The organism is Bradyrhizobium sp. CCGUVB4N, assembly GCF_024199945.1.
Lineage (GTDB): Bacteria > Pseudomonadota > Alphaproteobacteria > Rhizobiales > Xanthobacteraceae > Bradyrhizobium.
This window is the reverse complement of sequence record NZ_JANADP010000001.1, coordinates 7,852,016-7,866,625: the sequence shown is the minus strand read 5'-3', so window position 1 is coordinate 7,866,625 and position 14,610 is coordinate 7,852,016. Positions and strand designations below refer to the sequence as shown.

Annotated in this window: 12 protein-coding genes; 6 read left to right on the top strand and 6 right to left on the bottom strand. The window is 64.7% G+C overall.

Annotated elements, in window-relative coordinates; translation table 11 throughout:
* Nucleotides 1-98: 98 nt before the first annotated feature.
* The 6 genes from NLM31_RS36575 to NLM31_RS36550 form a co-directional block, all read right to left on the bottom strand.
* Nucleotides 99-1,328: an ABC transporter substrate-binding protein gene (locus NLM31_RS36575; RefSeq protein ID WP_254195362.1), complete on the bottom strand. Its 1,230-nt coding sequence runs from the start codon at nucleotides 1,326-1,328 to the stop codon at nucleotides 99-101.
* 39 nt (nucleotides 1,329-1,367) lie between these two features.
* Nucleotides 1,368-2,387, bottom strand: coding sequence for a branched-chain amino acid ABC transporter permease (locus tag NLM31_RS36570; RefSeq protein WP_254195361.1), 1,020 nt, complete (start codon nucleotides 2,385-2,387; stop codon nucleotides 1,368-1,370).
* A 2-nt stretch (nucleotides 2,388-2,389) separates the two neighbouring features.
* Nucleotides 2,390-3,268 (bottom strand): branched-chain amino acid ABC transporter permease, encoded by an 879-nt coding sequence (locus NLM31_RS36565; RefSeq protein ID WP_254134085.1) that lies wholly within the window; start codon nucleotides 3,266-3,268, stop codon nucleotides 2,390-2,392.
* Between the two features lie 12 nt (nucleotides 3,269-3,280).
* A complete protein-coding gene (locus NLM31_RS36560) occupies nucleotides 3,281-3,994 on the bottom strand; it encodes an ABC transporter ATP-binding protein (protein ID WP_212298422.1) in 714 nt (237 codons plus the stop codon).
* Complete coding sequence (locus tag NLM31_RS36555; protein ID WP_254134084.1) at nucleotides 3,991-4,788, bottom strand: ABC transporter ATP-binding protein; 798 nt, start codon at nucleotides 4,786-4,788, stop codon at nucleotides 3,991-3,993. The genes NLM31_RS36560 and NLM31_RS36555 overlap by 4 nt, the downstream gene beginning before the upstream one ends.
* Before the next feature lie 66 nt (nucleotides 4,789-4,854).
* Nucleotides 4,855-5,721, bottom strand: coding sequence for an IclR family transcriptional regulator (locus tag NLM31_RS36550; protein ID WP_254134083.1), 867 nt, complete (start codon nucleotides 5,719-5,721; stop codon nucleotides 4,855-4,857).
* A 129-nt stretch (nucleotides 5,722-5,850) separates the two neighbouring features.
* Between NLM31_RS36550 and NLM31_RS36545 the strand changes: the two genes are divergently transcribed.
* The 6 genes from NLM31_RS36545 (at nucleotide 5,851) to NLM31_RS36520 (ending at nucleotide 14,605) form a co-directional block, all read left to right on the top strand.
* Complete coding sequence (locus NLM31_RS36545; RefSeq protein WP_254195360.1) at nucleotides 5,851-7,947, top strand: 3-hydroxyacyl-CoA dehydrogenase NAD-binding domain-containing protein; 2,097 nt, start codon at nucleotides 5,851-5,853, stop codon at nucleotides 7,945-7,947.
* Between the two features lie 220 nt (nucleotides 7,948-8,167).
* Nucleotides 8,168-9,844: a dicarboxylate--CoA ligase PimA gene (gene pimA / locus NLM31_RS36540; RefSeq protein ID WP_254195359.1), complete on the top strand. Its 1,677-nt coding sequence runs from the start codon at nucleotides 8,168-8,170 to the stop codon at nucleotides 9,842-9,844.
* Nucleotides 9,841-11,028 carry an acetyl-CoA C-acyltransferase gene (locus tag NLM31_RS36535; RefSeq protein WP_254134080.1) on the top strand — a complete coding sequence of 396 codons (1,188 nt, stop codon included), beginning with the start codon at nucleotides 9,841-9,843 and terminating at the stop codon, nucleotides 11,026-11,028. Before pimA ends, NLM31_RS36535 begins: the two co-directional genes overlap by 4 nt.
* Before the next feature lie 149 nt (nucleotides 11,029-11,177).
* Entirely contained in the window at nucleotides 11,178-12,368 is a 1,191-nt protein-coding gene (pimC, locus tag NLM31_RS36530) for a pimeloyl-CoA dehydrogenase large subunit (protein WP_254195358.1), read from the top strand.
* A 163-nt stretch (nucleotides 12,369-12,531) separates the two neighbouring features.
* Nucleotides 12,532-13,674, top strand: a complete 1,143-nt coding sequence (gene pimD / locus NLM31_RS36525) for a pimeloyl-CoA dehydrogenase small subunit (RefSeq protein ID WP_254195357.1) — start codon at nucleotides 12,532-12,534, stop codon at nucleotides 13,672-13,674.
* Nucleotides 13,675-13,831: 157 nt separating this feature from the next.
* On the top strand, nucleotides 13,832-14,605 hold the full coding sequence (locus NLM31_RS36520; RefSeq protein WP_254195356.1) for an SDR family NAD(P)-dependent oxidoreductase: 774 nt from the start codon (nucleotides 13,832-13,834) through the stop codon (nucleotides 14,603-14,605).
* Nucleotides 14,606-14,610: the final 5 nt, after the last annotated feature.

The following is a 14,610-nucleotide window of genomic DNA, read 5'->3' as shown; positions in this document are numbered from 1 at the left end:
TCGGCGCCGCATTGAACAAGATTGATGCACGACGTCAACAAAAAGCCCCCGCGATTGCTCGCGGGGGCTTTTCGACCTTGGACTCCAGCGTCAGCGTGTCACTCGGGAGCGATGTCGCCGCTCAGGATATCGCCGAACGGTTCCCATTTCTCGCCCTTGAACCGCTGCATCTGCAGCTGGCTGATCGGGGCGAAGTCGTTCGGTCCGGTGTTGATCTTGACGCCGGGCAGCAGGGTGTCCGGCGTGAAATCCTTGAGGCTCGCCGCCTGCTTCATCAGGTTTGCGCGGGTGAGATCGTCGCCGCACTGTTCCAGCGCCTTGACCAGCGTCTGCGCGGCGCCGTAGCCGTAGACGACGCTGGAGTCGGTCTTGTCGGCGCCGGGCATGTACTTGTCGAGGAACTCGACCCACTTCTTCATCTCGGCATCGTCGTTCCAGCGCGGGTCGGCGCCGTCCTTGGCATAGGCCGCCGACAGCACGCCCTGCGCGGCCTCGAAGCCGGCCGGCTTCATCACGCTGCCGACCGAGGCCGACACGTTGGTGATGATCTGCAGCGGCTTCCAGCCGAGCTCGGCGGTCTTCTTGATGGTCTGGGCGCCGAACTTCGGCGTCGTGTAGATCAGCAGCACGTCCGGATTGGCGGCCTTGATCTTGACGATGTGGCCGTCGATCGACGGCTCGGAGACCTCATAGCTCTCTTCCAGGATGATCGCGGACGACGCCTTGGCGCCAAAACCGTCCTTGGTGCCCTTGAGGTAGTCTTTGCCGAAATCGTCGTTCTGATAAAGGATCGCGACCTTGGCGTCGGGCTTCTCCTTCATCAGCCACTTCGCATAGATCTGCGCTTCGCTCTGGTAGGAGGGCTGCCAGCCCATGGTCCAGGGGAAGTTCTTCGGATCGTTCCACTTGGTCGCGCCGGTGGCGACGAACAGCTGCGGGATCTTCTTGGCGTTGAGGTATTTCTGGATCGCGGTGTTCGAGGGCGTGCCGAGCGGGTTGAACACGGCGAGCACTTCGTCGCTCTCGACCAGCTTGCGGACCTGTTCGACTGCTTTCGGCGGCGAGTAGCCATCGTCATAGGTGACGTAGACGATCTTGCGGCCGTTGATGCCGCCCTTGTCATTGATCATCTTGAAATAGGCTTCTTCGGTCTTGCCGATGATGCCATAGGCCGAGGCCGGACCGCTGTACGGCATGATGTTGCCGATCTTGATCTCGGTATCGGACGCGCCGGTGTCGTATTTCTTCTGGGCGAGGGCTGCGCTGGAGGCGAGGGTTGCGACCGCAGTCGCGAGCGCTGCGGTTCGCAGTGTTCTTCCGAAAAGCAATTGGGTCTCCTTGGTTAAACAAACAGTCTTGTCGAAGTTTCAGTTTCTTCTGAGCCGCCCGGCGAGTTGCTGGCCCAGGATCGCGACTTGCCTTGCGCCATGCGGCACCAGGTAGATGACGAGGAACAGCAGCACGCCGAACACGGCGCCCGAGAGGCCCTTGGAAATGCCCTCGGCGATGTTCGGCACGAAGATGATGAAGGCGGCGCCGACGATCGAGCCGGGCAGCCAGCCGACGCCGCCGACGACCATGCCGAGGAACAGCTGGATCGCCAGCGTGATGGTGAAGCTGTCGGGCGCGACGAACTGCACCGCGATGGCGCTCAGGCCGCCGGCAACGCCGGTGATGGCCGCGGAGACGCCGAAAGCGAGCGTCTTGTACAGCGCGACGTTGACGCCCATGGCGGAGGCCGCGATCTCGTTGTCGCGGATCGCCATGAAGGCGCGGCCCGAGCGCGAGCGCAGCAGATTGACCGCGAAGATGTAGATCGCGAGCACGACGACGAGCGTGAAATAATACAGCCACATGTCCTGCGACATCGGCAGGCCGAACGGCGCGTCGGGCTTGGTGACGACGAGACCCTGCACGCCGCCGGTCCAGTGCTCGAGGAAGTTCAGCTTCAGCAGCTGCGGCATCGCGGTGGCGAGCGCGAAGGTCGCAAGCGCAAGATAGACGCCGGAGAGCCGCAGCGCCGGCTGGCCGAACAGGAAGCCCGCGCCGAAGCAGAGCGCGGCCGCGACCGGCAGGCAGAGGAAGTAGGGGACGTTGAACTGCTCCATCATGACGGCGGTGACATAGGCGCCGATGGCGTAGAACGCGCTCTGGCCGAGCGAGAACTGTCCGCTTCCGCCGGTCAGGATGTTCAGCGCCAGCACGGCGAGGCCCAGATACAGCAGCTGGGTCAGCTGGAAGATCACGAAGTTCTTCGCGAACAAGGGGACGGCGATGAGAAGCAACAGCACCACCACCGAGGTGCCTGTGCCCAGCGTCATGGCCCGCTTCGGAACGGCTTCGACCGCTTCGTGGCCTTCGGCGACGACTTCTTCTGCTGCGCTCATGATCAAACTCGCTTGACGATGTGCCGGCCGAACAGACCAGCGGGTTTGACGACCAGGACGGAGATGATCAGCGCGAGCGCGATCGGGAGTTTCAGCTCGTTGCCGACGCCGGGGATGTAGGTGCCCGCAAGGTTCTCGAAGATGCCGACCAGGAAGCCGCCGACCACGGCGCCGAACGGGCTGGTGAGACCGCCGAGCACGGCTGCGGCAAAGCCGTAGATCAGCACGCCGCCCATCATGTTGGGCTCGAGGAACACCACCGGCGCAATCAGCATGCCGGCGATCGCGCCGATCGCGGTCGCCATGCCCCAGCCCAGCGCAATCATCCAGCTCGTGTTGATGCCGACCAGGCGGGCCGATTCAGGCACGGAGGCGGCCGCGCGCATCGCAAGACCGATGCGGGTGTACTGGAAGAAGAAATAGAGGCCGAGCAGCAGCAGCACGGTGACGCCGATCATGCCGGCCTGGTGGGTCGAGATCAGCTGGCTGCCGAGGAACGGCGCGGAGCCGAACGGCGTCGGATATTGCTTGATGGTGAAGTCCCAGATCAGGCCGGCCGACGAGTTGATGATCGCAAACAGCGCGATGAAGCCCGCGACGTTGGTCAACACCGGCGCCTTCGCAAGCGGCTTGAACAGGATGCGCTCGATCGCGATGCCGGCGACGAACGAGAACGCCAGCGTGATCAGGAAGGCGACCCAATAGGATAACCCCCACTGCATCAGCTGCCAGGAGATGAAGGTCGAGAACATCGCCATCTCGCCTTGCGCGAAGTTGAGATGGTCGATCGCCTGGTAGATCATGACCACCGCGAGCGCCATGCAGGCGTAGATGGCGCCCGTGGCGATCCCGGCCAGGACCTGGTTGGTAAACAGTTCCATTGTGCCGGCTCCTCAGTAACCCAGATAGGATTTGCGGATTTCTTCGTTGTTCGCGATGTCCTTGGCATTGCCCGACATCACGATACGGCCGGTCTCGATCACATAGGCCTGGTCGGCGAGCTCGAGCGCGAGCTGGGCGTTCTGCTCGACCACCAGGATCGACACCTTGTCCTCGCGGTTGATCTTGCCGAGGATGCCGAACAGGTCGCGCACGACGAGCGGCGCAAGGCCGAAGGACGGCTCGTCGAGCAGCATCAGCCGCGGTCGCAGCATCAGCGCGCGCGCGACCGCGAGCATCTGCTGCTCGCCGCCGGAGAGCGTGCCGGCCTGCTGGGTATGCCGCTGCTTCAGCACCGGGAAATGCGCATACATGCGCTCGATGTCGGAGACGATGCCGGCATTGTCCTTGCGGGTGATGGCACCGAGCTGGAGGTTTTCCTCCACCGTCATGGTGGTGAAGGTGCCGCGGCCCTGCGGCACATGGGCGATGCCGAACCGCACGATGCTCTCGGTCGATTTGTTGTTCAGCGGCTTGCCGTCGAATTCGATGCCGCCGGTGGAGCGCACCATGTTGCAGATCGCGCGCAGCGTCGTGGTCTTGCCGGCGCCGTTGGCGCCGAGCAGCGTCGTCAGCGAACCCTCGTTGAGCGAGAAGGAGAGGCCGTGGAGCGCCTGGACCTGGCCGTAATAGGCGCGCAGGTCCTTGACGTTGAGCAGCGTCGTCATTGGTCCTTGCTCCCGAGATAGGCCTTGATGACGTCGGGGTCTGCCTGCACCTGGGCGGGCGTGCCTTCCGCGAGCTTCTTGCCGAAATTCAGCGCGACCACGTGGTCGGCGATCGACATCACGAGGCCCATGTGGTGCTCGACCAGCAGCACCGTCATATGGCGCTCATCCCGGATTTTGCGGATGAGGTCGCCGAGCACGTAGACTTCTTCGTGGTTCAGGCCGCCGGCGGGTTCGTCGAGCAGCAGGATCTTCGGATCGGCTGCGAGCGCCCGCGCCAGTTCGACGCGCTTCTGGGTGCCGAAGGGCAGGCCGGAGACGACGGTGTGGGCGACGTCCTCGAGGTCGAGATAGGCGAGGATCTCGTGCACCTTCTTGTTCACGCTGGTTTCGCTGCGGCGAATCCAGGCCAGCCGCAGCGAGTCGCTGATGATGTCGCTCGACGTGCGCGCATGCGTGCCGACGCGGACATTGTCCATCACCGAGAGGTTCGGAAACAGCGCGACGTTCTGGAAGGTGCGGCCGATGCCGATCTCGGCGATCCGGTGCGGCGGCCGCGTCAGGATGCTCGCGCCTTCCATCAGGATGTCGCCGGACGACGGCTGGTAGAGGCGGGAGAGGCAGTTGAAGAGCGTGGTCTTGCCGGCGCCGTTGGGGCCGATCAATCCGAGGATCTGGCCCTTGTGCATGTCAAAGGACACACCGTTGAGCGCGACGATGCCGCCGAACACGACGCTGACGTCGCGAACGGCGAGCAGGGGCGATGTCCCCTGCGCGAGCTGTGCCTGCGTCATGTCGTCTCGCCCACACTAATCAGTGGGCGACAGGGCGATGCGAACCGCTCCCGATGATGACAAAGGCTATCTGAACCCCTCGGCCACACGCGCAACTTTTCCTCCTGATTTCAGCTTTTTGCTGATTTCTTTTTTGGATTGCGGCATCAGACCCCCAAGTGCCGCTTCGATGTTCCTTACCATCGCCAGCAGTCGCGGTCCAATGTCGTTGATCAAGCGTTCTTCCGTGAAGCGGAATGCCGGTGCGCCGCAATTGAAGGCGTAAGGACCGGTTCCGTCGTTGAGCCTGAGTGCGACGCCGGCGGCGCCGATGTCGTCATGCCAGTCGCCGACGGACATCGCGAAACCGTATTTCGCAACCGTCTCGCCCGAGCGTTCCAGTCCGTCGCGCATCTTCGGCCAGCGGCTGCCGTAATGTTCGCGCAGGATGCGCGTCACTTCAGCGCGCCCATCTTCGTCGAGCGCCCAGAAGTAGGCGCGGCCCATCGCGCTGGTTGCGATCGGCACGCGGGAGCCGACGTCGAGCTGAACGCCGACCGTCTCGCTGCCACGGCTTTGCCCGAAATAGATCATGCTGTGACGGTCGCGGCCGCCGATGGCGACGGCACCGCCGGTGGCGCGCATCATTTCCTCGCGGAACGGCTCGGACAAATGCCGAACGCCGAGATTGGCGAGCGCGGCGTAACCGAGCGCCATGGCGGCGGGCGCCAGCTGATACTTCTCGAAACGGGGAACCGGTGTCAGATAGCCGAGCTTCGTCAGCGTATAAGTGAGCCGCGAAACCGTCGGCTTCGGCAGGTTGGTGCGGGAGGCAATCTCCTGATTGCCGAGAAGTCCGTCACTGGGTTGGAATGCTCGCAATACGTCAAGCCCGCGGGAAAGCGCGACGACGAAATTCCGATCGGTCGCTGTCTTCTTTCCTGTACGCTTCATCCCTGATCTGCTCTTGCGCGGAGTCGTTGACAAGCCACGTGCTTCAAAATAACCCTGCCGTCAAGATGCGGAATTAAATTCCGCACCGCGAAATCGAACAAAAGTAAATCCCCACCAAGGAGGGAAACCGTGAGCGAAGTGGTCAAGCTTGAGCGTCATGACGAAGTCGGGATCGTCACGGTGAATAGCCCTCCGGTCAATGCGCTGAGTGCCGCAGTCCGCGGTGGTATCCTGGAGTGCATCAAGGCCGCCATCGCCGATCCCGCGATCAAGGGCATCGTGCTGACCTGCGCGGGGCGCACCTTCATTGCCGGCGCCGACATCACGGAATTCGGCAAGCCGCCGAAGCCGCCCGGCCTCAACGAAGTGCTGGCCGAGATGGAGAATTCGCCGAAGCCGATCGTGGCGGCGATCCACGGCACCGCGCTCGGCGGCGGCCTCGAGGTCGCGCTGGCCTGTCATTTCCGCGTAGCTGTCAAAGAGGCCAAGCTCGGCCTGCCCGAGGTGAAGCTCGGCCTGCTGCCGGGCGCCGGCGGCACCCAGCGCCTGCCGCGCGCGGTCGGCCCCGAGCTCGCGGTCAAGATGATCGTCGGTGGCGATCCCATCGGCGCCGCCGAAGCGCTGAAGAACGGCCTGATCGAGGAGATCGTCGAAGGCCCGGCCTCCGGCGGCGAAGCCTTCGTGCGCAAGCTGCTGGCCGAGAAGCGCCCGCTGCGTCGCCTCCGCGACGACGATTCCAAGATCGCCGCCGCCAAGGCCGACCGCTCGATCTTCACCAATGCGGTTGCCGCCATGACCAAGAAGTCGCGCGGCCTGGAAGCGCCGTTCGCGGCGGCCGACGCCGTCGGTGCGGCGATCGACCTGCCGTTCGACGAAGGTCTGAAGAAGGAGCGCGAGGGTTTTCTCAAGCTCGTCGCCAGCGACCAGTCCAAGGCGCAGCGTTATGCGTTCTTTGCCGAGCGTGAAGCCGCCAAAATCGCAGGCGTCCCTGAAGGCACCAAGTCGCGTCCGGTTAACCGTGTTGCCATTCTCGGCGCGGGCACGATGGGTGGCGGCATCGCGATGTCCTTTGCCAATGCCGGCGTTCCCGTCACTCTGATCGAGACCGGCGAGGAGCAGCTCAAGCGCGGCCTCGGCATCATGCAGAAGAACTGGGAAGCGACCGCCGCACGCGGCGGCATCCCGGCGGACGCGCCCGCCAAGCGCATGGCGCTGATCAACGGCGTGGTCGGCATCGAGAATGTCGGCGACGCCGATCTGGTGATCGAAGCCGTGTTCGAGACCATGGCCGTGAAGCAGGAAGTGTTCGGCAAGCTCGACCAATACGTCAAGCAAGGCGCCGTGCTCGCCTCCAACACCTCGTACCTGAACATCGACGAGATCGCGAAGGCGACCAAGCGTCCGCAGGACGTGCTGGGCATGCACTTCTTCTCGCCGGCCAACGTCATGAAGCTGTGCGAGATCGTGCGCGCCGACAAGACCGCGCCGGACGCGCTGGTCACCGCGGTGAGCATCGCCCGCAAGATCGCCAAGGTGCCGGCCGTGGTCGGCGTCTGCGACGGCTTCGTCGGCAACCGCATGCTGGCCCAGCGCGGCAAGCAGTCCGAGAAGCTGTTGTTCGAAGGCGCGCTGCCGCAGCAGGTCGACGCCGTCGTCACCAAGTTCGGCATGCCGATGGGCCCGTTCGCGATGGGCGATCTTGCCGGCCTCGACATCGGCTGGCGCTCGCGCAAGGACCGCGGCATCAAGTCGGAGATCGCGGACGCGCTCTGCGAAGCCGGCCGCTTCGGCCAGAAGACCGGCAAGGGCTACTACAAGTACGAGGCGGGCTCGCGGTCGGCGCTTCCCGATCCGGAGGTCGAGAAGCTGATCGACGAGACGCTGCTGCGTCTCGGACGCAAGAAGCGCGTCGTCAGCGACGACGAGATCCTCGAGCGCATGATGTACCCGATGATCAACGAGGGCGCGAAGATCCTCGAAGAGGGTATTGCGGCGCGTCCGTCCGACATCGACGTGGTCTGGCTCTATGGCTATGGCTGGCCGATCTATCGCGGCGGCCCGATGTTCTGGGCCGACACCGTCGGCCTCAAGCACATCGCCGACCGTCTCGCCTTCTACGCCAAGGAGACCAACGACCCGAGCCTCGAGCCCGCGCCCCTGCTGAAGAAGCTCGCGGCCGAAGGCAAGACGTTCGCCTCGCTGGCGGCCGCGTCGAAGGCGGCTTGATCAGGTTGGTGGTCGCCGCAATGTCTGGCTCCGGGCAACACTCTCTCCGTTCCCTCCCCCCTTGCGGGGGAGGGTCAGGGAGGGGGGTAGCCCCGGGCGAGGTCCGAGTTTGTGGCCACCCCCTTCCCCAACCCTTCCCCGCAAGGGGGAAGGGAGCCCATCCGTCGGTGCCCACCTCACACGGCCCTGTCACGACTGTCTTGCAGAGTATCGACCGTTAATGACCCATCCCGGCGAACAGTTTTACCCCGAGGGCGTGCATTGGGACGACACCATCGTCCAGGGCACGCTGCCTGACCTGCTTTCGACGGCCGCGGCAAGCTACGGCCCGCGGACCGCGCTGGAGTTTCGCGATCGTCCGATCACCTATGCCGAGCTCGCCGCCATGGCCGCGCGTGCGGCGGCGGCGTTTCTGCGCGCCGGCATCGGCAAGAACAGCTCCGTTGCGCTGTTCCTCGGCAATACGCCCGATCACCCCGTCAATTTCTTCGGCGCGCTGAAGGCCGGGGCCCGGGTCGCGCATCTCTCGCCGCTCGACGGCGAGATCGCGCTGACGCACAAGGTCTCGGACTCCGGCTCGCGCCTGCTCGTCACCTCGAACCTCCAGGCCCTGCTGCCGACCGCGCTGAAATTTCTGGAGAAGGGGCTGATCGATCGCCTCGTCGTCTGCGAGGACGACAATTGGGGCAAGGTCGGTACGCCGCAGGCGGCGATCCCCGATGATCCGCGCATCGTCACCTTCAAGGCCTTCGTCGAAGGCGCGCCGCTGCCGGCGCAATGGCCCGCCGTTGCAGTCGATGACGTCGCGCTGCTGCAATATACCGGCGGCACCACCGGCCTGCCGAAGGGCGCCATGCTCACGCACGGCAATCTCACCTCCGCCGTGTCGATCTACGACGTCTGGGGCAAGCCGGCACGCGCGGCGCGCGGCGACGCCATCGAGCGCGTGATCTGCGTGTTGCCGCTGTTCCACATCTATGCGCTCACCGTCGTGCTGCTGTCCTCGCTCAGCCGCGGCAATCTGATCTCGCTCCATCAGCGCTTCGATGTCGAAGCCGTGATGCGCGACATCGAGGTCAAGCGCGCGACCTATTTCCCGGGCGTGCCGACGATGTGGATTGCGATCGCCGCGCTCCCCGATCTCGACAAGCGCGACTTCTCCTCGCTCACCGCCATCGGCTCCGGCGGCGCACCGCTGCCGGTCGAGGTCGCGAGCTTCTTCGAGCGCAAGGTCGGCAAGAAGCTCAAGAGCGGCTGGGGCATGACCGAGACCTGCTCGCCCGGAACCGGCCATCCGCCGACGGGGCCCGAGAAGCCCGGCTCGATCGGCCTGATGCTGCCCGGTATCGAGCTCGACGTCGTCTCGCTGGAAGACCCGAGCAAGGTGATGCCGACGGGCGAGGTCGGCGAGATCCGCATCAAGGGCCCGAACGTCACCAAGGGCTATTGGAACAAGCAGAAGGACGTCGCGGAGTATTTCTCCGACGGCCGCTTCCTGACCGGCGACATCGGCTACGTCGACACCGACGGCTATTTCTTCCTGGTCGACCGCAAGAAGGACATGATCATCTCCGGCGGCTTCAACGTCTATCCGCAGATGATCGAGCAGGCGATCTACACCGTTCCCGGCGTGCACGAGGTGATCGTGCTCGGCATCCCCGATCAATATCGCGGCGAGGCCGCAAAGGCCTTCATCAAGCTCAAGCCGGATGCAAAGCCGTTCTCGCTCGACGAGCTGCGCGCGCAGCTCACCGGCAAGGTCGGCAAGCATGAATTGCCGGCGGCGGTCGAGTTCGTCGACGATCTGCCGCGCACGCCGGTCGGAAAGCTGTCGCGCCACGAATTGCGCCAGCAGCAGAAGCCATCACAATCCACGCAACCAGGAGGTCGCTCTTGACCGACGCCGTCATCGTTTCCACCGCCCGTACGCCGATCGGCAAGGCCTATCGCGGCATGCTCAACGCCACCGAGGGCGCCACGCTGCTCGGCCATGCCATCGGCGAAGCCGTTGCGCGCGCCAAGGTCGATCCGAAGGAGATCGAGGATGTTGTGATGGGCGCAGCCCTGCAGCAGGGCGCGACCGGCGGCAATATCGCGCGCAAGGCGCTGCTCCGTGCCGGTCTGCCCGTTACTGTCGCCGGCACCACGATCGACCGTCAGTGCGCCTCGGGCCTGCAGGCGATCGCGCTCGCCGCGCGCTCGGTGATCTTCGACGGTGTCGAGGTCGCGGTCGGCGGCGGCGGCGAGTCGATCTCGCTCGTGCAGAACGACAAGATGAACGGCTTCCACGCGCAGGATCCCGCGCTGCTCAAGATCAAGGGCGAGGTCTACATGCCCATGATCGACACCGCCGAGATCGTCGCCAAGCGCTATGGCATCTCGCGCGAGAAGCAGGACGAATATTCGCTGGAGAGCCAGCGCCGCACGGCAGCAGCCCAACAGGGCGGCAAGTTCAAGGACGAGCTTGCGCCGATCACCACGCAGATGGCGGTCACCGACAAGGCGACCGGCGCCGTGACGATGAAGGACGTGACGCTGTCGCAGGACGAAGGTCCGCGCCCCGAGACCACGATCGAAGGCCTCGCCGGCCTCAAGCCCGTGCGCGGCGAAGGCTTCTCCATCACCGCCGGCAATGCCAGCCAGCTCTCGGATGGCGCCAGCGCCTCCGTCATCATGAGCGACAAGGAAGCCGCCAGGCGCGGCCTCAAGCCGCTCGGCATCTTCCGCGGCTTCGTCTCCGCCGGCTGCGAGCCGGACGAGATGGGCATCGGCCCGGTGTTCGCCGTGCCGCGCCTGCTCAAGCGCCATGGCCTCAAGGTCGACGATATCGACCTCTGGGAGCTCAACGAAGCCTTCGCGGTGCAGGTGCTCTATTGCCGCGACAAGCTCGGCATCGATCCCGAGAAGATCAACGTCGACGGCGGCGCGATCGCGGTCGGCCATCCCTACGGCATGTCGGGCGCGCGCCTGACCGGCCACGCTCTGATCGAAGGCCGCCGCCGCAAGGCCAAGTACGCGGTCGTCACCATGTGCGTCGGCGGCGGCATGGGCGCTGCGGGACTTTTTGAGGTGTTGCAGTAGTCGTCGTCGTCCCGGCGAAAGCCGGGACCCATACGCCGCAGCGGACGTATGGAACGCAGATGGTCGTGGCCTTCGCAAAACAATGAAGGCCGGTGGTTATGGGTCCCGGCCTTCGCCGGGACGACAAGGGAAGCTCACAGGAGGATCCGATGGATCTCGCATTCACGAAAGAAGAGCAGGCGTTTCGCGAGGAAGTGCGGTCATTCTTCCGCGACAACGTGCCGCCGGATACGCGGCGTAAGCTGGTCGAGGGTCGCCACCTCTCGAAGGACGAGATGGTGACGTGGTGGCGCATCCTCAACAAGAAGGGCTGGGGCACCAGCCACTGGCCGACGCAGTATGGCGGCACGGGGTGGACCTCGGTGCAGCACTACATCTTCAACGAGGAGCTGCAGTCCTATCCGGCGCCGCAGCCGCTCGCCTTCGGCGTCAGCATGGTCGGCCCGGTCATCTACACCTTCGGCAGCGAAGAGCAGAAGAAGAAGTACCTGCCGCGCATCGCCAATGTCGACGATTGGTGGTGCCAGGGTTTTTCGGAGCCGGGTTCGGGCTCTGACCTCGCCTCGCTCAAGACCAAGGCCGAGCGCAAGGGCGACAAGTGGATCATCAACGGCCAGAAGACCTGGACGACGCTGGCCCAGCACGCCGACATGATCTTCTGCCTTTGCCGCACCGACAACAACGCCAAGAAGCAGATGGGCATCTCCTTCATCGTGTTCCCGATGAAGTCGAAGGGCGTCACCGTGCGCCCGATCCAGACCATCGACGGCGGCGTCGAGGTCAATGAGGTCTTCTTCGACGACGTCGAGGTTCCCTACGAGAACCTGATCGGCGAGGAGAACAAGGGCTGGGACTACGCAAAGTTCCTGCTCGGCAATGAGCGCACCGGCATTGCGCGTGTCGGCGTCTCCAAGGAGCGTCTGCGCCGCATCCGCGACTTGGCCTCCAAGGTCGAGTCCGGCGGCAAGCCGATCATCCAGGATGCCGCGTTCCGCGAGAAGCTCGCGGCCTGCGAGATCGAGCTGAAGGCGCTCGAGCTGACGCAGCTGCGCGTCGTTGCCGACGAAGGCAAGCACGGCAAGGGCAAGCCCAATCCGGCCTCGTCCGTCCTGAAGATCAAGGGCTCCGAGATCCAGCAGACCACCACCGAGCTGCTGATGGAAGTGATAGGGCCGTTCGCCGCGCCCTACGACGTGCACGGCGACGACGGCTCCAACGAGGCCATGGACTGGACCGCCCAGATCGCGCCGAGCTACTTCAACAACCGCAAGGTCTCGATCTACGGCGGCTCCAACGAGATCCAGCGCAACATCATCGCCAAGGCGGTGCTGGGGCTTTGATTCAACAATGACGGTGTCGTCCTCCGCGAAAGCGGGGGACCCAGTACGCCGCGGCGGTCGTGAGTACGGCAGGCTGCTGCGTTTACTGGATCCCCGCCTTCGCGGGGATGACGTCTGAGGGTGAGGCGACGGCAGGGCAATTCCCGCCGATTTGGAGAGAAACATGGATTTTGATTTGACCGAGGAGCAGCGGCTCCTGAAGGACAGCATCGACGGCCTGCTGACCGATTCCTACGATTTCGAGAGCCGCAAAAAGTACATGAAGGAGAAGGGCGGCTGGAGCAAAGCCGTCTGGGGCAAGCTCGCCGAGCAGGGTCTGCTTGGTCTGCCCTTCAGCGAGGCCGATGGCGGCTTCGGCGGCGGCGGCGTCGAGACCATGATCGTGATGGAAGCGCTCGGCAAGGCGCTGGTGCTCGAGCCTTATCTGGCGACCGTCGTGATCGGCGGCGGCTTCCTGCGCCACGCCGGCACCGATGCGCAGAAGGCCGCGCATGTGCCAGGGATCGTCGACGGCAGCAAGACGCTGGCGTTCGCCCAGCTCGAGAAGAACTCGCGCTACGATCTGTTCGACGTCGCCACCACGGCGAAGAAGAAGGGCGACGGCTGGGTGATCGACGGCGAAAAATTCGTCGTGCTCAACGGCGAGAACGCCGACACCCTCATCGTCACTGCGCGCACCAAGGGTAACCGTCGCGATACCACCGGCATCGGCGTGTTCCTGGTGCCGGCGAGCGCCAAGGGCGTGACCAGGAAGTCGTACCCGACGCAGGACGGCCTGCACGCCGCCGACATCACCCTGACGGGTGTCGAGGTCGGCAGCGAAGCGGCGATCGGCAACCCTGACGACTCGCTCGCTCTGATCGAGCGCGTGGTGGACGAAGCCCGCGTCGCGCTCTGCGCCGAGGCGGTCGGTCTGATGGATGAATCGCTGAAGACCACGGTCGAGTACATCAAGACGCGCAAGCAGTTCGGCGTCGCGATCGGCTCGTTCCAGTCCTTGCAGCACCGCGCCTCCGACATGTTCGTCGCGGCCGAGCAGGCGCGCTCGATGTCGATGTTCGCGACCATGGCGAACGATTTCGAGAACGCCAAGGAGCGCTCCAACGCGATCGCCGCGGCCAAGGTGCAGATCGGCAAGTCGCTGAAATTCGTCGGGCAGCAGTCGATCCAGCTTCACGGCGGCATCGGCATGACCATGGAGGCGAAGATCGGCCACTACTTCAAGCGCCTGACCATGATCGAGAACACCTTCGGCGACACCGACTACCATCAGCGCCGCGTCGCGGATGCGGGTGGGTTGGTCTGAGCTGATCTAGACCACACGACGACTGTCATCCCCCGCGAAAGCGGGGGATCCAGTATGCCGCGGCTTCTCGGTTCTAGCCGCGTCGTCTCTGGAATACTGGATCGCCCGGTCAAGCCGGGCGATGACATCTGAACGAGAGGCGACAGGAGCAACAACAATGAAAAACACCCCGTTCGATCTCACTGGCAAGGTCGCAATCGTCACCGGCTCCAGCCGCGGCATCGGCCGCTCCTCGGCCGAGCTGCTGGCAAAGCTCGGCGCCAAGGTCGTGGTGTCTTCGCGCAAGGCCGACGCCTGCAAGGAGGTCGCCGACGGCATCAATGCCTCCGGCGGCGACGCCACCGTCATCCCCTGCAACATCGCGCGCAGGAACGAGGTCGAGGCGCTGATCGCGGGCACGATCAAGCACTACGGCAAGATCGACATCCTCGTCTGCAACGCTGCGGTGAACCCGTATTACGGCCCGCTTCTCGACATCACCGACGAGGCGTTCGACAAGATCATGGGCTCGAACGTCAAGAGCAACATCTGGCTCTCGGCGCTCGCGATCCCGCAGATGGCGGAGCGTGGCAACGGCTCCGTCGTCATCATCTCCTCGATCGGAGGCTTGCGCGGCTCGACCGTGATCGGCGCTTACGGCATCTCCAAGGCCGCCGATTTCGCGCTGTGCCGCTCGCTCGCCGGCGAATGGGGCCCGAAGGGCGTCCGCGTCAACTGCATCGCGCCCGGCCTCGTCAAGACCGATTTCGCCCGCGCGCTGTGGGAGGACGAAGCCAACCTCAAGCGCCGCACCGCCACCACGCCGCTCCGCCGCATCGGTGAGCCCGACGAGATCGCCGGCGCAGTCGCCTATCTCGCCTCGGACGCGTCGAGCTTCATGACCGGACAGACCATCGTCATCGACGGCGGCGTGACCACGGCTTCGGTGTAGCCGCC

Bases quoted from the DNA above. Each gene is read 5' to 3' on its own strand.
- NLM31_RS36570 (WP_254195361.1), bottom strand. From the start codon at position 2,387: ATGAGCGCAGCAGAAGAAGTCGTCGCCGAAGGCCACGAAGCGGTCGAA.
- NLM31_RS36565 (WP_254134085.1), bottom strand. From the start codon at position 3,268: ATGGAACTGTTTACCAACCAGGTCCTGGCCGGGATCGCCACGGGCGCC.
- NLM31_RS36560 (WP_212298422.1), bottom strand. From the start codon at position 3,994: ATGACGACGCTGCTCAACGTCAAGGACCTGCGCGCCTATTACGGCCAG.
- NLM31_RS36555 (WP_254134084.1), bottom strand. From the start codon at position 4,788: ATGACGCAGGCACAGCTCGCGCAGGGGACATCGCCCCTGCTCGCCGTT.
- NLM31_RS36550 (WP_254134083.1), bottom strand. From the start codon at position 5,721: ATGAAGCGTACAGGAAAGAAGACAGCGACCGATCGGAATTTCGTCGTC.
- pimA (WP_254195359.1), top strand. From the start codon at position 8,168: ATGACCCATCCCGGCGAACAGTTTTACCCCGAGGGCGTGCATTGGGAC.
- pimC (WP_254195358.1), top strand. From the start codon at position 11,178: ATGGATCTCGCATTCACGAAAGAAGAGCAGGCGTTTCGCGAGGAAGTG.
- pimD (WP_254195357.1), top strand. From the start codon at position 12,532: ATGGATTTTGATTTGACCGAGGAGCAGCGGCTCCTGAAGGACAGCATC.
- NLM31_RS36520 (WP_254195356.1), top strand. From the start codon at position 13,832: ATGAAAAACACCCCGTTCGATCTCACTGGCAAGGTCGCAATCGTCACC.